Source organism: Vreelandella sp. ssv (genome assembly GCF_059448525.1).
In genome coordinates this window covers 238,498-257,812 of record NZ_CM182545.1, presented here as the reverse complement: position 1 = coordinate 257,812, position 19,315 = coordinate 238,498, and the positions used below count along the sequence as shown (strand labels likewise).

The window sequence follows — 19,315 nt, the reverse complement described above, 5'->3', positions numbered from 1 at the left end:
GCCTTTCCTCGACGGTGGGAGTGTACGTTTGAAGCAGGTTTACTTAAGTTAATAGAGAGGTACTGTATATCAGGCTTAGCGCACGCCGTCAGGTGTAATTGGCGTTGCTAGGTAATTCCAACCGTCATAGCCATCTAAAAGACGGTAGTTATTATTTTCAAAACTGCCGGGGAACAAGACAACCAACCTACCCGTGATCTGTGGCGCTAGGCGGTCGACAACCTCCTTTACCTTCAGTAGGCCGAACAGACTTCCCACACCATGCACTGCAACAACATGATTGTCGTCAACGGAGTGTTCATTCAGCTCCCACATGAAGCGCTGTTCTAACCAGTCTAGGTAGCGGTGAATGGCCGTTGTCAGCTTGGAAGGCGATTTAAAATATGACGTGGCGTACTTTTGCTCCGCCATCCATAGGGCAAACGTATTTGTTAGATCAAAGGTTACCCATTCATGACCGTTCTGCCGGGTGACCAGCTCAAACTCATCTAGGTTGGCACGCAGCCGCTGCTCTTCTGTCTCGGGATAAACACAAAAAATTACACGTTGAGCAGCCGCCGTATCGTCACGCCAAGGCAACGAGATAAATTGACCATAGGAGTCAATCAGGCGTTTCACTTTGCTCATAGCATCTCTTCCTGGGCGGTAATGACTTGGATCACTGACATAGCACTATTAACAACAGGAGCAAGTGCGGGAAAGTCGACATCGATAACGTTATCCACCCGACGCATCACCATCAAGCCTCGCGATGATGCGCTGGCAGCTAATGCTAAGAAACGGTCTGTGTCACAGTCCAGCAACTTACAATATGGGCTTTGTAGCAATAGCTCGCCTCTTCCACCTTGAAGCCAAGCAAGATACAGCGCATAAGCGACAGCACCTGCCGTAGGTTCAAGGAGCGTGCGTACTTTCTTTACATGACCGCGTAGATGGCCTGATTTAGTGAGAGTGCCATTAATATTCTGAGCTGTAGATCTTCGCGTAGCAGGGCTAAAACGTTCGGACCAACACGTTTCGATAAGCTTTTCGGTCCAGTCTCGCGTGATCACTGTGCCGGGGGGCTGCTGGAGAATCTCTACGATTGCTCCGCGCAACAGGCTATCCCGCGCGGTTGCGGTTAATAAAGCCAGCTGCGGACGGGCCTCGACATCACGACACCAAAAATACCGAAGCCCAGCAAAAATGGGATTTTCAGGATCGAGTCCGTATAGCTCTGTAAGGTGCCTAGCGGTTAGTTGCCGCGAACGTCCAGAGCGCTTTGCGAGGCAGTTTTGCTCACAAACCGCAGCCTGATACTGATCTGGGGATGCGTCTATTTCCACTGAATCAAGCAGCGTAGTCAGTTCGGCCAGCATCATCGTGCGTGACATGTGTACACCGCCCTCACGTGACATAAACCCTAGCCGACCCAGTGTGTCGTGATCATGCATCGCAATCATTACCTTCGTTAGACTTAACGCTATGGCCGCTCATGTGCTTCCTATCAACTGAGCTTCCACCGCCGAGCACAAAGCAGGGCAGCTAAGAGAGGAACGTAACAATACATGATGTCGCACTTCACGCCGAGATGAACTCAGTAAAGAAACACTCGATGAACACCACTCGTTCTAAATAGAACGCAGTGTGATGACGACCACGGTACGAGGGGGTAGGAGTTCCACTATCTTATCTTTGCGGATTCACCCCCCTTCATTCCACTGCAACAACAGCGGAATGAAGGGGGGCACGTCAACGCATTCTGGATATGAGAGACGCAGTATTCCAACAACCGCTCCCATCGGCGTACTAACGCTGGCAATCTCTTGAGTTGGACGAAAAATGCCGCGCAACAGGTTCTAGGCCTGCAAGGGTTGTAGCCTCTGCGAGCTGTTGATACCCGTCTTACAACCTGGGATATCCTTTGCTTCATGGGCATTGACCAGAAGCACTTCAAAACCGCGTTTTTCCAGCAACTCCTAAACAGGAAATCCAGTACACACCGGTGAATGCCATCGCGATGGTCAATATTCCCTGTTCCGGTAACCAATCAGCTTACCGAGGCAAACCTCCAGTCATGGTATCAAAACGTCGAACTGGTTGTGGATTACTGTCGGGTGGAATCGCCACAACATAGAAACGTGAATCAACTTCTATCGCGGCGGCATCGGGGGGAGGAGTTGAAACTTGTGCAGTAGATGAGAAGACCAAGAAGATCGACGAGCCATGATGGTATCTCCCCAGTACGGAAGAGCCAGAGGAGATGGCGTTGACGAAATCTACCTTACTAACAGGGATCACCTCAGACGGTGTTACCACTTTCAAGTCCAGAACGCCACACGAGCTACATTTTTAATGGAATCGACCACCCAAAAGCCAACGGCTGCCCCCTGATCCCGAAGCTGGGTATAGGCTACCATCGGATTTCGAACCTCCAGCCCATCACGGATGTTTAATATATCTCGCTCTTCTAATGCGGGTTTTAGTTAAGTCTTTAAACGATGGTTTCAGCTTGCAGAGCATCATCTCCTTGCCGATGTTCTACTGGCTTATCGTAGCGCTTTATCCATTGCTACAAGCCGAGGTCTGACACGCCTTAACCGATCAGCGGTTTAGGCAATGCGCTGGACACGGTCTGCCACCTGTTTGGCGGCGGCTATTTGAACCCTTAAATGTAACGGGGGGCGGCTCATGGTTCCTCCTAGATACTTTAATATAAGGCCTGGAGGTATCTAAAAAATCCGGAGCGATTCATTTTTTCTCAATAAAAATAACATAATAAGCTGCAGCTAGTGTTCCAAACATAATCAGCAATATAGGTGAGACACCGATTAAAAACTGTAACAAATCACTCATACAACCCTCGCTTGCTGAAGCATAGGACCAACTCTGAATAATAGTACAACATTTATCTGCTTTATGGCGCATGATTATGAGCTTAGCTTATAGCTTGTATAATGATCCAGGCCGCTTTGATCTATTATACGTAGTCTGCAAGACCTCATGTTTGACGGTGAATAATTTCAACCGTCTTATTGTGAGCACCCCCGCTCCCTGGCTTTGATAGAGCTGTGCAGTATTATTGCCTGCCTATTCTCGCGCTCTTGATTTTACTATACCCCTTGTGTTGTGACATGTGCTTGCCTTCGCTCCCCAATCATGGCTGACCGCTTCCAACCTCCGGTCAGTTGACGTGGTTAAAAGACATTTTGCTATTCGTCCTTTTTTTATCAGGGTGGATGCAGGCTCAGTAAGCACTAAACCCTCCGCCTCGTTATCACTAGTTGCAGTAAAATACTCAGACCATTATCTTTTTTAATTAAAATTAACTTTTTTTGAGTTTTTAAATATTTTAGGCATTTAGAGCTAATGACAACGTTGGCAAGAGACGGAATAATAAACCTCATAAACAACTACGAGGATATTTAGATGTATGAAGTTAACTTTTTAGTGATTCTTTTTAAAATTATTTTCAAGAAGCAAACTATTATTGAGGGTGAGATTGAGAAAGCAGCACTCTTAGTCATTGATGAGTATAAGAAAAATCCTGATGCTAGTGAAAAATGTTATCCGGATATCATAAAAAGAAGGGGAAAAACATTTATTGGATGGAGGAGAAAGACATGGCGTAATGATGGTCGTTTTGAAATCGTGAGGGCAACATACGATAAAAAAGCAATCGGGGCAAACGTACTGATTTACGAAAATGAAAATCAAAAGAGAGCTATTGAAAAAGCTGAAAAAAAGCTTAGAAAGCTTCGTGAATGTTTGAATATGATTGAGCAACACAGAAAAGATCACAAACTCATCATAAACCGAGTAAGAAAGATTTACGACACTACAGATGCCAAAGATGATTAACGATAACGAATTACTTAGGATTCTCAGTGATCTACTTTTCGAATTTTCTGGAATGAGGAGTGATATAGAAAAATACTCTGACCTTCTTTATGATGAAGCAATATTAATTCGAGATGATTTCAGAAAATTAAGAGATGAATTTAAAAAAGGAGACGGAAAGTATAAGTACTGGGTGCATGACGTACGAATAAAAAAAACAAAAAATGGTGTATGTATTGAGTGGTTTTTTTACAAGTCAAGATTCGGAGATTTGAGTATCTCTGAAAATATAACGAGTGAGGGTCTTTTGCAAATGCCTTCCACTAGCTTTAAGAAATGCTCAAGATACGAAAAGAGTTGCATTAAAGAAGCAGAGCAGCGTTTTTCTAAGCTGAGGCAGATCACTCGACATCTTTCATCGATGTCGCTTGCATATTCTAGTCTTAATCAGATGAAGAATGCTGCACATAATAAGATAGTAGATGATACTGACCCAATGATGGGAATCTGCCCCCCTGAATGCAATTGTGAAACTCCATGTGAAAGCCTATTAATGGCACAATCAATGTATGGATGGGGAGCATAATCAACATGTCATATTATAGTTATCCATACCAAATATTGAACAAGCTTTAATTAAATTTTAATCGCATGAAGAACAGCAAGTAAAACTTGGCTTTTCAAAAATGCCTAAACCGGCCATATAAACACCGTCCGCATTCAATATCCTGAAAAAAAACGCGGGCATTATACGTCACCTAAATTAGACTAATAACTTTTTGGGCCTGCCCGACATTTGCTTATTGGATTAAACTCGGCTATTCCCAGCTTTTAGATCCGCCAAACCCATCGCCAGTATGATCAAAGCCACTTTCAACCAAAGCATGCTGATTATGAGAATTTCTAAAACTATCATCAATGCCATAAAGGTTTCCCATAACATCAATCGCACCCATCATCGGCAAACCATTGGCCGGATTGATCTCATTTTGTGCGGAGGGGCTATTACCCTCAAAAATAACATTATGATCGAAACTATCACTAATACACTGATAATTATTATGCCGCGAAGCTGTTTCATAGGATGCGTCTGGGGGGAGAACATGATATTCAGAATCGCAAACTTGCTTAACGCTATCAATCGTCGCGGCATGCATAACAGGATTTGCGTCTATCATGACTCCAGCCTTGTTCGCTACAGACGGGGCCGGGGGCAACATCTCCGGTAAGTCGCGCCAATCATAACTGCATGGCGCAGAATAAAATTTAGGCATCAGCATCACACGTCTTGAAGTTTGCCTCAAAAACCAACGCAGCATCACCATTTCTCCTAGTCTTACTTTTATATCCATAAGCTGGAAGAGGGCAAAATCAGCGCTTCTTCCGCCGAACAGCATTCAAAACCACTTTATTGCTGATGGATCATGCAGTGTTGGTTGCAATGATTGAATCGAGGCTGATGACTGATTTGGCTCTGCAATCAACTTGATAGATCTTATTTCACTACCGCCGTTCAGTTTTATTTCGACAGTTACAGTGGCCTCAATAAACCCATCGAGCGTCTCAGCGAGCGTGACGACATCTTCCAGTTGACTTTGAATAGCGTCCATCATGAAAATCCTCATTTAAGCGAATGATGAGGCGCACCCCTGGCTGGGAGGCGAAGCCATTTATGGGCTCCATTCAGCCATAGTGCGCAGTAGGTGTTTCTGGCCACCTCCCACTGGGCCGCTTGCAATTATTATCCCGGCAAGCCCGGTCATACTTGAAATTAAAGTATCTGAAGTCGGAATAGATGCAACCCCTTCTGTTAGGGGGTCGACCTAATAAAATTTTATTTCTCTTTCATTCGCCTCGTCTCAGCTACTAAAAACTCTGACGTAGAGCGGTACTCTCCTTGAGAAACAGATAGCCACTCAATCACATCAGATAAACGATAGCGAATTGTGCGACCACGGCGGATAAACTTAGGAGCAGGCTCTCCCAACAACAGCCCAGTAGTTCTGCTTTTGCGGGCAGTCGCAGGTGCAGCGGGAATCAGTGCTGGGAAAACCACGGACTCCGGCAGCTCAATCAACAATGGATCATAACCTGCATGGTAAAGTTGGAGTGAGTTAGTCAGAATGGAATTTAGATCTTTGTACATGATGGGTTCTCCTGGTCTCTATACCCCACCCATGCTGCCTTCTTTTTAATGGTAATTGAGTCGTCAAAATAGACATATGCCCTAATTACACGCCATTTTTCCAAAAATACAAAAGCCCTTCTATCAGCCAATTATTTAGTTGGTTATATAGGCTGATTAAAACGCAGAGGGATCGGCAGCTCAAGAGCGCCGAGAAAAGAGAATGCCAATATCAAATAGCGGCCAGACGCCAAGTCTTCGCTGTCATTGACATCGCTATGATGATAAGGACAGTTTTAGGCGCTTGCTGCCAAGAAAAAGAGGACACAGAACTATTGAACCCGAGGCATGCGACCATCAACCTCGAAAGAGTTTTTTTCATTAGCAGCGTGCTTAACCGTTTTCTGTGCGAATACTTCAGTGGCATCGCGAGAATGATCAGGACGCAGGTGCGCATAATATTTAATAGTCGTGTGAATATCTGTATGACCCATTAACTTTGAGACAGTTACTAAGTCGACGCCATCCATTACAAGTTGAGATGCGAAATTATGACGTAAGCTATATAGATCCAAATTCTCTGGTAAGCCAGCCAAGCTTCGCACAGACGCCCAGGGCTTCCGCATCGCAGTATCACTCATACGCTCACCTTTCTTGCGCGATGAGGGGAATACCATACCGGTTTTGGGCTTACCCTGCTGTTCATGCCAATGTTTAAGAATGGATGCAGCAACACTAGATAATGGAAAAGTCATAGGTTCAGGATGCTGGTGTGCCGTCTTCTCTATCACTTTACGAATAGTACAAAAAGCTAGGTTTACATGCTCCCACCGCATACCAAAAAGATCACCAGGCCTTAAACCAGTAAAGAACATTAGTTTTATAAATGGAACGACGTGATCCACATAGATAAGAGCATCAAGATCGGAAAGATGTTTTTTACCATGAGTGCGGCTGCTGCGGCGCTGAGCGCGCTTCTTCTCTTGGTATGCATCCAAACCTTCAAACAGAGCTTCCACTTCTTCTTGATCCAGATACCGACGTCTTGAAGCCTTTTCTGCCATATCCTCTGGACTCGCGGATGGTCGTTGCAAAGTGATACGAGCCAAAGGGTTAGTGGGTATTACATTTCGATCAGCTGCATGTGACAACATCGTTTTGATGGCACCCAGATGACGCAAGCTTGTTGCGTATTCCTCGCCCGTCGACTCACGCTCACCATGCCATCGCTCAAGATCAGACCGGCTAATCTGACTCATAGGTTTATCAAGCCAGCTAACAAACGCATTTTGAATACGCTGCAAAGTGGCCTTGCCATCCTTCTTTCGTCCCTGAACCACAGCGTAGGGGCCATTTAGGTAGGAGGCTACTGTCTGCTGTTGCTGTCGCTCTTCCTCTACCCTAGCCTTCTCCAATGCCGCACGTGGATCGCCACCCTGAGCAACGATAGCCAACGCTTCTGTAGCATCTTTACGTGCCTGTGCAGCAGTAAGAAGACCATAGCGACCAAGCGTCAGGATACGCTGCCGATTGGTTTTAGTACGGTAGAAGAGACGAAACGTCAAACCACGCTTACTAGGCCTTAAATGAAAACCAGGCAGCTCAGTGTCAAATACATCATCGGCTGGAGGCGACTTGCATAGCTGCTCCAAGGTTCTAGTTGTGAGCTTGAGTTTTTTTTGATGGGCCATTTCAGGAAAACATTTCTAGGTAGCAAATAGGTAGCAGATTGAAGATACAACAAGTGCAAACTAGCAACAAGCAATCCAGCAAAAAATACATTAATTACCTGATTTAATGAGAATTTTTATCTATACTTGTTTCTACTTGTTGCTGTGATAATACCTAATACATGCCTTCGGGAGGCAGAGGTCGTAGGTTCGAATCCTGCTATTCCGACCAAAAATTTCATGAAAATCGGCCACTTAGCTAATACAGCAAGTGGCCGTTTTTTGTTGGATGGGAGTCAGGCTCCCTATAGATTCCATTCACGGCTCCATACCCCTTGAAAGCATTACCAAAAACAAACTAGCCTGCTAACAACTATGCTACGATTGGCGCTTGTGCTTTAAATCCTCTCCCTTCTTTTGATATGGAAAAAGACCATTAGCCAGTTAACGCATATTAAGGCCGTACTCCTTTTTGCCAGTACTATGACCGTCATGTCGGGGGCGATTATTGCTCCTGCCCTGCCGGGCATCAGCCGTCATTTCCCTGACCAACCCCAGGTTATCATTCAACTGATCCTGACCATTCCTGCGCTGATGATTACGCTGTTCAGCCCATTAATGGGTTATCTCGCTGACCGCTTTGGACGCAAGAAACTGCTTCTAATGATGCTGTGTATCTATGGCTTTGCTGGGGTATCAGGCTTTTTTATTGATCGTGTGGATTTGCTGTTAAGTTCACGGGCGCTGATGGGCATTGCGGTGGCGGGTATCCTCAGCATTAGCACTACGCTGGTAGGTGATTACTTCGACGGCACTGAGCGCGTACGCTTCCTAGGCTTGCAAAGTAGCTGCATGGCTTTGGGCGGGGTTATTTTTATCAACCTCGGTGGAATCCTTTCCGACTGGAGCTGGCGTGGCCCGTTTTTACTCTACTTAACCGGGGTACTTTTACTGCCTTACGCCTGGGCAATTTTACAAGAGCCCAAGTCCAGCGATGGAGCTGGCAGTGACACAAGCAGTGCACCAGTGAAGATAGATTACATGCGTACTGGCATTGCCTATCTGATCGCCATGATCAGTATGGCGATGTTTTATATGTTTCCTGCACAACTGCCCTTTCTGCTCTCTCAACAGGGTCAAATCAGCGGTGTTGCGATAGGCATCGCACTCTCTATGTCAGCGCTAACGGCTAGCATCGTTGCCTTTGGCTACGGCTACTACAAGCCGTTTCTGTCGGTGATGACGATCTATGTCTTAGGGTTCCTGCTGGCGGCGACCGGCTTTTTAATCGTCGGCTTCACCCAAAGCTATGCCATGGCCATCGTGGGTGCGGCGATCTCCGGTTTTGGCCTTGGCGCCTTCATGCCGAACACCACCACCTGGCTGATGCGAATCACTCCCCAACGGGTGCGCGGCCGGGTATTTGGTGGCTTTACCTCGACCTTCTTTTTCGGCCAGTTTGTTTCCCCGGTGGTGGTCGCCCCGGCCGTGATCTGGCTAGAGTCGCTGCGTAATGTATTTACCGGCATGGCGGTGGTGTGCGGCCTGCTGGCCGTCGTGCTGATTATTCTGGGCAAGACAACGCTAAAGGCTGACAGCCAGCTTTGAGCATCAGCACTTAAGCGGGCGGATGAATCAGCCCCACCACGCTGACCAGAATCAGCACCGCGCCCAGCACACGAAAGAACAGCCCGGTGTCCGCTTTGAGCATATAGCGGTGGGCTTTCTCGCCCGCTAAGTGGCCGATGAACGCACAGGGCAGCAGCCACAGCTGGTGGATTAGCTGAAGGTCCACGCCTGCAATCAGGAACGAGACCATCTTGATGACCACCAGAATAAACCACAGCACAAACATGGTATCCCGCAGCTGCTCCTTAGCCACATGAGCAGCGAATACCGCCACGATTAGCGGTGCGCCAATCAGCGAAGTGCCGCTGACATACCCCCCGAGTGCCAGCAGCACGTAGTCGACATATTTGTTTTTACTCTTGAACGGTCTATTGAGTACATAGCCAATGGCATAAATGAACACAATGCCGAAAATAATGCTGGTCATAATCTGAGCGGGCAGCGTTAGCAGCCCCACCACCCCAATCAGCTTGGGGATGATCATGATTTTTAGGGCTTTGAACAGATAGCTCCAATCAATATTGCTCTCAGGTGTATCGGTTCCCACGCCCTCTTTCTGCAGTTGGCGATGGCCATTCCAGGCAATCCAACTGGAGAAAATCAGCAGATGAATAGCAATGATCGGCAAGAACACCAGGGGCTCGTTGACCACCAAAAGCAGGAATGGCAGCGCCAGCACGGCACCACCAAACCCTAAGCTAGTGCGTACAAAACCGCTCCAGGCAAAAATTAGCCCAATCAGCGCATACTGGTACCAGAGTAAATCGGTCATGGCTTACTTAAGGGTCCTAAATTATGGGTTGGGATTTCCCAGCGACCACCAGCGTGGCAATAGCGCACGCACGCTGGCCTGGGCAAAACGATCATCCATTAATACCACAACCCCTTGATCTTCAGGACTGCGAATCACCCGTCCAGCGGCTTGCACCACTTTGATCATGCCGGGGATACGGTAGGTGTAATCGTCACCCTGGCCAAAGCGCGCGTTTAGCCGTGCTTTCAGCGCTTCATTGAAGTCGTTAAACGGCGGCAGCCCCAGGGTGGCAATAAAAGCGCCAATCAACCGATCACCGGGCAGGTCGATACCTTCCGCAAAGGCGCCGCCCAACACCGCAAAGCCGATGCCTTTGCCGCCGGGTGTAAAGCGCGCTAAAAAGGCTTCCCGAGCGGCCTCGGGCATCCCACGGGTTTGGCTGAAAACGGGCACGCCTGGGTGCGCATCGCGAAAGTGGTTCAGCGCGGCCTCCAGATAGGCAAAGCTGCTGAAGAACGCCAAATAGTGGCCCGGCGTGCGCTGATACTGCTGCGCCATGGTCGCCACCATTGGTTCAATCGACGCCTCCCGATCACGAAATCGGGTCGAAATATCGCTACGTATGAAGACCTCAAGTTGGCGCGCGCAAAAAGGGGAAACGACCTCGCGCCAGGGCGTATTCTCCGGCAAGCCTAAAAGATTCCGGTAGTAGTGAGCGGGATTTAACGTTGCTGAAAACAGCACCACTGAGTGCGCGGCGATAAATCGTGCCGACAGAAAGTCGGCGGGTATTAGGTTGCGCAACCCAAGCACGGCCCGCCCGCGGCCATGGCGAGTAATATCGCATAGCGAGTGCTCACCAAAGCGCTCCGCCAAGCGGCAAAACGCCAGCGCCTCAAACAGCAGTTCTTGAAGTTCAAAACTGGCTTGCTCGGGGTGCTCACCAAGATAATCAGTGATGGCAGACCCTACTTGCTGAGCGGCGGCCACCAGCTTATCGGGTAGCGCCGTTAGCAGTCGGTAGGCTGGTTTACTGGTTTTTCCGAGCTTAGCCCCACCCTCATCTTCCAGCCCCGCGTCTTTAACTACACTTTGCCACTGGCGGGCTAAGCGCCCCAAAGGCCCCGCAAGCGGTTTGGGTGATGTACGTCGTATGTGATTAAAGCGTTGCTGGTCTAGCTCAGCGCTATACATGCCGCGGGCACGCTCCACCAGGTTATGTGCTTCATCGACCAGCACGCCCGTACGCCAATCGTTGGCCTGGGCCAAGCCGTGCAGCAGCGCGTGGCTATCGAACCAGTGGTTAACGTCACCGACGATCACATCCGCCCAGCGTGCCAGCTCCTGGCCAAGGTAATAAGGGCAAACAGTGTGGGCCAACGCCACTTCGCGCAGCGCGTCGCGATCCAGCCAGCCCTGATCTACCGCCGCTTGGCGTGCTGCCGACAGGCGATCATAAAAGCCGGCGGCCAATGGGCAAGACTCACCGTGGCAGGCGCGACCGGGATATTCACAGGCTTTATCACGCGCCACCAGCTCAAGCACACGCAAGGTCTGGGCTTCATCGCTCTGGCTGGCACGCAGCGTGACGAGGGCATCCAGCGCCAAACGGCGGCCGGGGGTTTTCATGGTGAGAAAGGCAATGCGATCCAGCTGCTGACGCGGCATCGCCGAAAGCATGGGGAACAGCGTGCCCAGTGTTTTACCAATGCCGGTGGGTGCCTGGGCGAGCAGACAGCGTCCGGTGCTGGCGGCTTTATAAACGTCTTCGGCAAGTTCACGCTGACCGGGGCGAAATGCGGCGTGGGGAAAGCGCAGGGTTTGTAGGCCAGCGTTTCGGCGCTGGCGATGATCCGCCTCCTGTTCCGCCCAGGCAAGAAATCGGCGGCACTGGGTGGCAAAGAACGCCTGGAGTTCGGCGGCAGTGGCCTCATGGTTCAATAACGTTTCTTTACCGCTGGCAATATCCAGGTAAACCAGCGTCAAGGTGACCTGCTCCAGGCTTCGCTCTTCACAGAGCAGCGCGCCGTATACTTTCACCTGCGCCCAGTGTAAGGCACGCTGATTAGCTGCCATGCGCTCCAAGCTGCCGCGATGGGTTTTGATCTCTTCCAGGCGATTGGCCACGGGGTCAAAACCATCCGCTCGGCCCGAGACTCTCAATCCCTCAAAGGTACCCGACAGCGGCAGTTCGGCGATATAGCCTGCCCCACGTCGGCTAGCGACAAGGGTATGCCCTTCGATGCCTTCGCGCGCGCTGGGCGCAGGGGTAAAACGGTGATCGAGATCCCCTTCACGGGCAGTGAAATCACACAGCGCCCGCACCGCCACGCGATAGGTCGCACTCATACCTCAAACTCGTCGCTTTCCGCCCAGCGCACGTAGCAGACCACGACGGGCATCTTGTGACGGTGAAAAAACGTCAGCCAGCGTCGCTGGTTATCCTGCAGCCGATCACCGGGGCCTTTGACTTCGATCATCCGATAGCGCGGCTCGCCAGCGGGTGCATCCGGCATAAACTGAATCAAGTCCGGCAGCCCTGCCCGATTGGCTTTTAGATCACCCAGCAGCCGCTCAAAACAGTATCGAAGGTGCTCAGGTGGAATACATGCCAGCGCCAGCTCTATGAGCGCCTCATCAACGATTGCCCAGTGAACAAACGGCGATGCAAGGCCCGCCTTATCGTGCCAAGTCGTCTGAATGACTTCGCGGTAGCTGCCGTCTTCCAAGTGCCCTAGGCATGCATCGAACAGGTCACGCCGACGGGCCACAAAATCGTCGCGATATAAATCCGCAGGGCCATTATGAAAAGGGTGGAAGAAAGCGCCCGGCAGTGGAGCGAAAATAGCCGGCCAACAGAGCAAACCAAACAGCCCCGTGATCAGGCTGTTTTCCACATAGCAGACGGGTGCCAGGGGTTCACTGAGGGTTTGAACCACGGCACGTTCAACGCTTTGCGGCCCTGGTAAGACGATATCCCAACGTTCATGGGCGGGCTCCGGGTCGCTCGGCAATGCAGGCAGTTTAAGCCGTCGCTGCAAGCGTGGCAGCAGCCGCGCCAACGCCTGTTGTTCGGTCTCATTGGGGCTGTTATTGAGTGCCTGGGTCGCCAATTCAAAAGCGGCCTGGTGCTTGCCCTGCCGCTCCAGCACGCGCAGTTGTCGTATCCGCGCTTCGCTGCTGCCAGAATCACGATAAAGCGTCAGCGCCAGCGCTGCGTCTCCGCTACGCTCTGCCTCTCGGCCCAACTGCAGCAGTAACCGTGCACGTCGTGTAGCGAGCCAACGGTTATCCGCGCGCGGCGGGACCTCAATATGCAGGTCGGCGGGCAATTCCCCTGCATCAAGACGTTGACGCAGGCGATGGAGCGCTAAGTAGGTATCCACTTCCTGACGCGATTGGAATGCGCGAGAGAGTGGGGTAAAAGGCACCGTCTCAAAGCGTTGCAGTCCCAGCTCGGTCAACACGAACTCCGCCCAGTCCTGACGCAGATTGCCAAAGAACATCAGTCGCAGACGGTCGCAGGTTTCCATGACTGTTAGCCGCAGGACGGGATCGTTTGCCTCGGGCCACCACTGACATAACCGCTTGGGTTCATTGAGCTGGCGCGCCAGGGTGTCGTAGAGCACGGTTTTAGCGCTAGAGGCACTCAGCCCGCTGGCCTGTATCTGCGCTGCCAATGCCTGGCGCAGCTCGGCCAAGCGTAGCTGGTTAAACAGCTCATCGACGTTAAGCGCAGGGTCGCTTTCGACCCAACCTAGCGACATCAAGGGCGCCATGGCGCTGGCACTCTCGCCAACCTCGGCGTAGCTTAATTTGCTGAGCCGAAACAGCTCACCCTTGCGCATCACCATGCGCACCAGCAGGGCTTGAGAGGCCTGTGGCAAGCTTTCAAAACGTTCAAGAAACGCAAGCTCGTTTGCCGCGAGTAGATCAGCATGGCGCTCCCCCACCCAAGCCAAAACGAAGCGAAAGTTCGTCAGGTAATAGAAGGGGTCATCGAGGGAGGCGGTAGGCGTAGCGAAAGCACTGTTCATTTATCCATTATAACAGTGCGACGCCATTGTGACAGCCTCGCCATCATGAAGATTTAGCATTCAATGAGAGTGTTTGAAAGGCGTTATAGGCCGCCACCACCATGGCCATTTGCGCGGTATGCGCCTGTACAAACGGCTCGCCGGTTAGGGTCTCGTCGGGGTATTCGGTAATCAACATTAGCGGCGTTAATTGTTCGGCGTCCTCCGAAATTAAATAAGGAAAGCCATGCAAAACCGGAAAGGTTAACGCGCCTGCATGCGTTTCAAATAGCGCAATTTGGGTAGCGTTGAACTCGACCAATCCAGGCACTTGGGCCAACTGCTGGGTAACGGCTTCCACCAGCTGCTCAGCCGCTGTTTCATAGCCTGGTTGATGACGCAGGATCAAAAAGAAGCCTTTAGGAATCGTCCACATCTCAAAGCCACGGGGTACGTAGCCATTCAACGGGCGTGTCCACTCATGGGCGGGGTAGCCGTGCAGATTAACATGCAGCCCGGCGCCGCTGAGCGCGAATGCCTGTTCACGGATGGCGTGCTCAAACGGTTGGCCTAGCGGCTGGCTCTGCAGGTCATTACCAAAAGCGGTATAGCGCGCCGCGTGGTGCATATGGCGCGGTTGATTGGCGGTTAGCCGGCCTTGCAACGCGTAGCCATCCGGGTTCTCCAAGGGTGAAATAACATAGTGCGCCTGAGGCTGCTCGCTTAACGCTTGCGACGCGCGCAGTGCTCCAACGACGCCAGATATTTCATTGGCGTGCTGCCCCGCACTGATCATCACGGCGCGATCACTACCCTCCACATAACGCGCTTCCAGCACTCTGCCTGCTCGGGTGGTGGCATAAAGCGACTGGCCACCAAGCGCCGCCAATAGCTGCTTAATCTGATCGGTGCCGATTGCCTGCCGGGCAGTGTCCAAATCGACCTCGGCACGCGGCCGTTGGGAGGCATCCAAAGGCCGTAGGCTGACTTTCAAATAGCCTCGCTCCCCTTGAGAGGAGACTTCCGGGACAATCTGCCCCGGCTGAATGGATCGATCTCCCAGCGCCAACCCAGCACGGCGCTGAAAATATTCCAGCGCAGAGAAATAGAGCTCTTCATGGAGTGCCTCGGCAAGGCTGATATGCTCATCGTCAAATGCTAAGCGGCGGTCATTACAGGGCAACTGCACCGTAAAGTTGAGCTCTTCGAAGTAGGGGGGCGACGCTGACTGCCACTGAGTTGAAGAGAGCGTCGCCATCGCCGCTTGAAACAGCGCCTCAAAGTCGGTCTCAACAATCGATTCGCTCACCTCGCCATTGGGAGAGGTAAGCCGCAGCCAGCCACAGGGTGAACACTGCGCCTCGTCTACATGATCTAAGTGCTGACGATTAGGCGCTTCAACCCAATACGTTTCCAGCTCCCCAGTGCGTCGCTCTACACGAACGCGATAATGAAGAGGTGTAGCAATAGTGGTTGAAATAGTAGTAGGCGTGGCATCAACGTCCTCCCAGCGTAGCGATACACCTGACGGCATTAGTGCCGCCAGCGGGTAGGCTTCCAGCAGAAAACGGCGCGGCGCGTGCGCTAACGAGGGGTACTCAATCACCAACGACTGCAGCGACGCCCACGAGAACTCCTCTAAAAAGAAGTGAATCAGGGGCTTATAAGCACTGCGCAGGCGTGCGCTAATACCAACGGCCTTAAAGGCAGCTTCTGTGGTTTGGCGCTCGGCTTCATCGTCGAAGACCCACGCCTCCAACTGATAGCCTTGATAGGCAGGCGTTGCGTACTCATCAAGCAATGCACGTGTGGTACGTGGAAATGAGCGCTCTAACAATATCTCGATAGGGGCTTCGAATATCTCGATAGCGGCTTCGATGGTCATAAGGAAGTGCGTCCTGTGGGATCCAGGGCATCACGTAGCCAGTCACCCAGCAGGTTCAGCCCCAACACGGTTAACAGAATAGCCAAGCCGGGAAACACGCTAATCCACCATGCCGTTTGTAGATAAGTACGCCCTTCCGCCAACATGCCACCCCAACTGGGGATCACCGGATCCACGCCCAAACCTAAAAAGGTCAAGCTACTCTCCAGCAGAATATTATTGGCCACATTGAGGGTCATCAGCACGATGACGGGGCCAATCAGATTCGGCAGCAGATGCTGGAACAGAATGCGGATATCTTTCACCCCAATCGCTTTGGCGGCCAGAATAAATTCGCGGTCGCGCAGCGATAGCACAGAGCCGCGCACCAAGCGCGCGTACTGCACCCACTGGGAGATAATCAGCAGAATAATCATATTGGTTAGCCCGCCACCAATCACGGCGATAAAGGTAATCGCTAGCAGGATAAAAGGCAGCGCGAGTTGCACATCGGCAAAGCGCATCACGATCATATCCAGGAAGCCACCGTAGTAGCCGGATACCAACCCCATAATGATGCCGATCACCACCGCCCCGAGGGCTGAGTAGACCCCGACTTTTAGCGAGATTTCACCACCGATAATCACCCGCGCGAGCACGTCTCGGCCTAATGGGTCCGTGCCTAGGGGAAAGCCTGGCTCCACCAGCGGCGGGGTTAAACGGTAGGCTAAGTTAAGCTCTGAACCTCCACCGGGAAACAGCCAGCCGGAGAAAATCACCGCTAAACCGATACCGCCCACGAGCAGCACGCCAAGGATAAACTCAAGGTTCTTAAAGCGTTTCAATTTGTCGGTTTTAATAGCTGCGGTCATGGTTATTCCTTGCGCACCCTGGGGTCGACCAGGCCATAGGCGATATCAACGAGAAGGTTGATGGAGATGATCATTAACGAGAGCACGGTGATAACGCCTTGTAAGACGGGGTAGTCCCGGGCCGATACGGCTTCGAAAGCCAAGGTGCCTAATCCCGGCCAGTTAAAGACACGCTCGACAACCACAATACCGCCCAACAGCCCACCGAACTGCAAGCCAAAATAGGTGATCAGCGGAATGGAGCAGTTACGCAGCGCGTGTTTGTAGAGCACGACCGTGTTGGAAAGGCCTTTTGCTCTCGCCACCATGATGTATTGAGAGCGGAGGGTATCCAACATAGTGGTTCGTACTAGGCGCACGTTGGTGGCGGTTAGAATGATCCCCATCGTCGCGGCGGGCATAATGAAACTGGAGAAGCCCTCCATGCCGCTGGGCGGCAGCAGATTAAACGTGATGGAGAGCAGCAGCACCAGCATGATGGCCAGCCAGAAGTTAGGAAAAGAGAGCCCGATCAGGGAAAAAATCCTGATCATCTGGTCGGGCCACCTTCCTCGCGATACCGCAGCTTTAATACCCAGCGGTATCGATACCACGATAGACACGAACAGCGAGGCGAAAGCCAGCGCCAAGGTGGCGGGTAGCGCGCGACCGATCAGGTCACTCACCGGGGTGCCACCCATAAAGCTGCGCCCGAAATCGCCCACCACCAGCCCCCGCAGGAAACCGATGTACTGGGCCAAGAAGGATTGATTCAAACCCAAGGCTTCACGAATCCTGTCCAGATCCGCCTCGGTAATACTCCCCGCCCCTTGTGCCAACATGACCGCCGGATCACCGGTTAACCTGATCGCAAAAGAGACGATCAGCGTCACGGCGATCACCACAAAGACGGCCTGCAGTATTCGATAAAGAAGAAATTTTGCCACTATGACCCCAAGCCCGAAACGCTTACATGAAGCTTTTGTGAAGTGTCAGTGTGAAGAACCGGCCGCCCTTGCAAGCGGCCGGATGACGTTACGTTTATTCACTAACGTCCACGTTGGTTAAACGCATACGGTTATCCGGGGCAGGCTCAAAATTCTCCACCCGGTCACTGACACCGTAAAGGGCATTGATACTATAGAGCGGCATTTCCAAGGCGCGATCCTGGGTATATTGGGCAATCGCCTGAAGCAGCGTTTCACGCTCTTCCTGATCCGTAATGCTGCGCTGGGCTTCGAGCATTTCATCTAACTCAGCGTCGCTGTCATAAGGATTCCAGCGTTCGCCAGTGTGGTACATCAGGTAAGCAGTGTTGTCGAAGTCGAACGTCCAACCGCCCCATTTCTGCTGGAACATCTCTCCAGTGCGGCCTGCCGGAATAATGTCGTTGAGTAGCACATTGGTCTCGTAAGGCTGGATCGATGCGGTAATCCCCACCCCTTGCAGGTAAGCCGCCACTACCTGGGCCACCTCGCCAAAGGTGGCGTCGTTACCGCGCACATCAATCTGTACCGTTGCGCCTTGCTCGACGCCCGCTTCATCCAGCAGTTTGCGAGCCTGCTGAGGATCATACGGCAAGGGCTCCATATCTGGGTCGTTGCCAAAGGACTGAGCACCCTGGAAGCTGGCGATCATTTCGCCCTCGCCAGCCAGGATGGAGTCGATAATCGCCTGGCGATCCACGGCCATGATCATGGCTTTACGCACGCGCTCGTCAGCGGTAATGCCTGATTGGGTGTTAAAGCGAATCGCTTCCACCGTTGGCGAAGCCACACTGACGACGCTGGCCCCGTCATGGTTATTGATCGTCTCGATCATGCCAATAGGAATCGTCGGCGGAATAACGATATCAACCCGCCCAGCCTGTAGCTCAGCCACGGCGGTAGAAGGTTCGGAGATAAAGCGGTAAGTCACTTCGTCAAGTTTCGGCGCACCGCCCCAGTGGTCAGCAAAAGCCTCAAGCTGAACGTCTTCACGGGGATTATATTCAACTACTTTGAAAGGCCCGGTGCCTACCGGATGGGTATTGAAGTATTCATCGCCATGCTCGGCCAGGTATTCGGGAGGTACAATCATTGCGCCATAGCCAGCTAGCTTGGTAAGCAGCACTGGGTCGGGTTCATTGAGATGGAAGTCGACGGTGTAGTCATCGATGACTTCCACGCTATCAATCGCCGTATAGTTGGAACGCTGAGGCCCTTTCCCACCCTCCTCGCCTAATAAGCGATCAAAGGTGAACTTTACCGCTTCAGCATTGAAGGGTTCACCATTATGGAAGGTAACGCCTTCACGCAGAGTGAAACGGATACGGGTACCCTCATCCAGTTCCTCCCACTCGGTTGCCAGGCCGGGCACCAGCTCTAAATCAGGGCCTCGATAGGTCAAACCATCGAAAATATTGGTCGCAACCGATGCCCAATTCACCAAAAACGTATCGATGGGGTCCCAGCTACCGGGATCTTGCGGCGAAGCAATCGTTAACGAGCCAGCTTGAGCAGAGGCAGAGAAGGCAACGCTCAGTGCCATACCGGCGATTGCGCCATGGAGAACGCGTTTGTTTTTCTTCATTGGATGACTCCTTTTT

The 19,315-nt window shown here is 51.6% G+C and carries 16 protein-coding genes; 3 read left to right on the top strand and 13 right to left on the bottom strand.

Going from position 1 to position 19,315, the window contains the following annotated elements; all coding sequences use genetic code 11:
• Positions 1-75: 75 nt before the first annotated feature.
• Together AC5TBW_RS01260 and AC5TBW_RS01255 are read right to left on the bottom strand one after the other, a co-directional pair.
• Positions 76-627 (bottom strand): BREX protein BrxB domain-containing protein, encoded by a 552-nt coding sequence (locus AC5TBW_RS01260; protein WP_495510356.1) that lies wholly within the window; start codon positions 625-627, stop codon positions 76-78.
• On the bottom strand, positions 624-1,442 hold the full coding sequence (locus AC5TBW_RS01255) for a hypothetical protein (protein ID WP_495510355.1): 819 nt from the start codon (positions 1,440-1,442) through the stop codon (positions 624-626). Before AC5TBW_RS01255 ends, AC5TBW_RS01260 begins: the two co-directional genes overlap by 4 nt.
• Positions 1,443-3,408: 1,966 nt before the next feature.
• On the opposite strand from AC5TBW_RS01255, the gene AC5TBW_RS01250 reads away from it, so the two are divergent.
• Together AC5TBW_RS01250 and mobI are read left to right on the top strand one after the other, a co-directional pair.
• Positions 3,409-3,840, top strand: coding sequence for a hypothetical protein (locus AC5TBW_RS01250; RefSeq protein WP_495510354.1), 432 nt, complete (start codon positions 3,409-3,411; stop codon positions 3,838-3,840).
• A complete protein-coding gene (mobI, locus tag AC5TBW_RS01245) occupies positions 3,824-4,405 on the top strand; it encodes a conjugative transfer protein MobI(A/C) (RefSeq protein ID WP_495510353.1) in 582 nt (193 codons plus the stop codon). The genes AC5TBW_RS01250 and mobI overlap by 17 nt, the downstream gene beginning before the upstream one ends.
• 232 nt (positions 4,406-4,637) lie before the next feature.
• Here the strand turns inward: mobI and AC5TBW_RS01240 are convergent, their stop codons facing one another.
• The 4 genes from AC5TBW_RS01240 to AC5TBW_RS01225 form a co-directional block, all read right to left on the bottom strand.
• Positions 4,638-5,216 (bottom strand): hypothetical protein, encoded by a 579-nt coding sequence (locus AC5TBW_RS01240; RefSeq protein WP_495510352.1) that lies wholly within the window; start codon positions 5,214-5,216, stop codon positions 4,638-4,640.
• Complete coding sequence (locus tag AC5TBW_RS01235; protein ID WP_495510351.1) at positions 5,217-5,432, bottom strand: hypothetical protein; 216 nt, start codon at positions 5,430-5,432, stop codon at positions 5,217-5,219.
• Between the two features lie 221 nt (positions 5,433-5,653).
• Positions 5,654-5,965, bottom strand: coding sequence for a hypothetical protein (locus AC5TBW_RS01230; protein ID WP_495510350.1), 312 nt, complete (start codon positions 5,963-5,965; stop codon positions 5,654-5,656).
• 311 nt (positions 5,966-6,276) lie between these two features.
• On the bottom strand, positions 6,277-7,635 hold the full coding sequence (locus AC5TBW_RS01225) for a site-specific integrase (RefSeq protein ID WP_495510349.1): 1,359 nt from the start codon (positions 7,633-7,635) through the stop codon (positions 6,277-6,279).
• A 396-nt stretch (positions 7,636-8,031) separates the two neighbouring features.
• Between AC5TBW_RS01225 and AC5TBW_RS01220 the strand changes: the two genes are divergently transcribed.
• Positions 8,032-9,222, top strand: coding sequence for an MFS transporter (locus AC5TBW_RS01220; RefSeq protein ID WP_495510348.1), 1,191 nt, complete (start codon positions 8,032-8,034; stop codon positions 9,220-9,222).
• Positions 9,223-9,232: 10 nt separating this feature from the next.
• Here AC5TBW_RS01220 and AC5TBW_RS01215 read toward each other — a convergent pair whose 3' ends face one another.
• The 7 genes from AC5TBW_RS01215 to AC5TBW_RS01185 all read right to left on the bottom strand — a co-directional run bounded on the left by AC5TBW_RS01215 (position 9,233) and on the right by AC5TBW_RS01185 (position 19,299).
• The gene (locus tag AC5TBW_RS01215; RefSeq protein ID WP_495510347.1) at positions 9,233-10,015 is read right to left on the bottom strand and encodes a TSUP family transporter; all 783 of its coding nucleotides are present in this window, start codon (positions 10,013-10,015) and stop codon (positions 9,233-9,235) included.
• Between the two features lie 21 nt (positions 10,016-10,036).
• The gene (locus AC5TBW_RS01210; RefSeq protein WP_495510346.1) at positions 10,037-12,346 is read right to left on the bottom strand and encodes an ATP-dependent DNA helicase; all 2,310 of its coding nucleotides are present in this window, start codon (positions 12,344-12,346) and stop codon (positions 10,037-10,039) included.
• The gene (locus AC5TBW_RS01205) at positions 12,343-14,034 is read right to left on the bottom strand and encodes a VRR-NUC domain-containing protein (protein ID WP_495510345.1); all 1,692 of its coding nucleotides are present in this window, start codon (positions 14,032-14,034) and stop codon (positions 12,343-12,345) included. Before AC5TBW_RS01205 ends, AC5TBW_RS01210 begins: the two co-directional genes overlap by 4 nt.
• A gap of 43 nt (positions 14,035-14,077) precedes the next feature.
• Positions 14,078-15,898 carry a M14 family metallopeptidase gene (locus AC5TBW_RS01200; RefSeq protein WP_495510344.1) on the bottom strand — a complete coding sequence of 607 codons (1,821 nt, stop codon included), beginning with the start codon at positions 15,896-15,898 and terminating at the stop codon, positions 14,078-14,080.
• Positions 15,895-16,749 carry an ABC transporter permease gene (locus tag AC5TBW_RS01195; protein ID WP_495510343.1) on the bottom strand — a complete coding sequence of 285 codons (855 nt, stop codon included), beginning with the start codon at positions 16,747-16,749 and terminating at the stop codon, positions 15,895-15,897. Before AC5TBW_RS01195 ends, AC5TBW_RS01200 begins: the two co-directional genes overlap by 4 nt.
• A 2-nt stretch (positions 16,750-16,751) precedes the next feature.
• The gene (locus tag AC5TBW_RS01190) at positions 16,752-17,675 is read right to left on the bottom strand and encodes an ABC transporter permease (RefSeq protein WP_273195084.1); all 924 of its coding nucleotides are present in this window, start codon (positions 17,673-17,675) and stop codon (positions 16,752-16,754) included.
• Between the two features lie 94 nt (positions 17,676-17,769).
• On the bottom strand, positions 17,770-19,299 hold the full coding sequence (locus AC5TBW_RS01185) for an ABC transporter substrate-binding protein (RefSeq protein ID WP_495510342.1): 1,530 nt from the start codon (positions 19,297-19,299) through the stop codon (positions 17,770-17,772).
• Between the last annotated feature and the right edge of the window lie 16 nt (positions 19,300-19,315).

What these genes read in the sequence shown, in the direction of transcription:
- AC5TBW_RS01215 (WP_495510347.1), bottom strand. Translation starts at nt 10,015, where the DNA reads ATGACCGATTTACTCTGGTACCAGTATGCGCTGATTGGGCTAATTTTT.
- AC5TBW_RS01240 (WP_495510352.1), bottom strand. Translation starts at nt 5,216, where the DNA reads ATGCTGTTCGGCGGAAGAAGCGCTGATTTTGCCCTCTTCCAGCTTATG.
- AC5TBW_RS01210 (WP_495510346.1), bottom strand. Translation starts at nt 12,346, where the DNA reads ATGAGTGCGACCTATCGCGTGGCGGTGCGGGCGCTGTGTGATTTCACT.
- AC5TBW_RS01185 (WP_495510342.1), bottom strand. Translation starts at nt 19,299, where the DNA reads ATGAAGAAAAACAAACGCGTTCTCCATGGCGCAATCGCCGGTATGGCA.
- AC5TBW_RS01205 (WP_495510345.1), bottom strand. Translation starts at nt 14,034, where the DNA reads ATGAACAGTGCTTTCGCTACGCCTACCGCCTCCCTCGATGACCCCTTC.
- AC5TBW_RS01195 (WP_495510343.1), bottom strand. Translation starts at nt 16,749, where the DNA reads ATGACCGCAGCTATTAAAACCGACAAATTGAAACGCTTTAAGAACCTT.
- AC5TBW_RS01260 (WP_495510356.1), bottom strand. Translation starts at nt 627, where the DNA reads ATGAGCAAAGTGAAACGCCTGATTGACTCCTATGGTCAATTTATCTCG.
- AC5TBW_RS01230 (WP_495510350.1), bottom strand. Translation starts at nt 5,965, where the DNA reads ATGTACAAAGATCTAAATTCCATTCTGACTAACTCACTCCAACTTTAC.
- AC5TBW_RS01225 (WP_495510349.1), bottom strand. Translation starts at nt 7,635, where the DNA reads ATGGCCCATCAAAAAAAACTCAAGCTCACAACTAGAACCTTGGAGCAG.
- AC5TBW_RS01235 (WP_495510351.1), bottom strand. Translation starts at nt 5,432, where the DNA reads ATGATGGACGCTATTCAAAGTCAACTGGAAGATGTCGTCACGCTCGCT.
- AC5TBW_RS01200 (WP_495510344.1), bottom strand. Translation starts at nt 15,898, where the DNA reads ATGACCATCGAAGCCGCTATCGAGATATTCGAAGCCCCTATCGAGATA.
- AC5TBW_RS01255 (WP_495510355.1), bottom strand. Translation starts at nt 1,442, where the DNA reads ATGATTGCGATGCATGATCACGACACACTGGGTCGGCTAGGGTTTATG.
- mobI (WP_495510353.1), top strand. Translation starts at nt 3,824, where the DNA reads ATGCCAAAGATGATTAACGATAACGAATTACTTAGGATTCTCAGTGAT.
- AC5TBW_RS01250 (WP_495510354.1), top strand. Translation starts at nt 3,409, where the DNA reads ATGTATGAAGTTAACTTTTTAGTGATTCTTTTTAAAATTATTTTCAAG.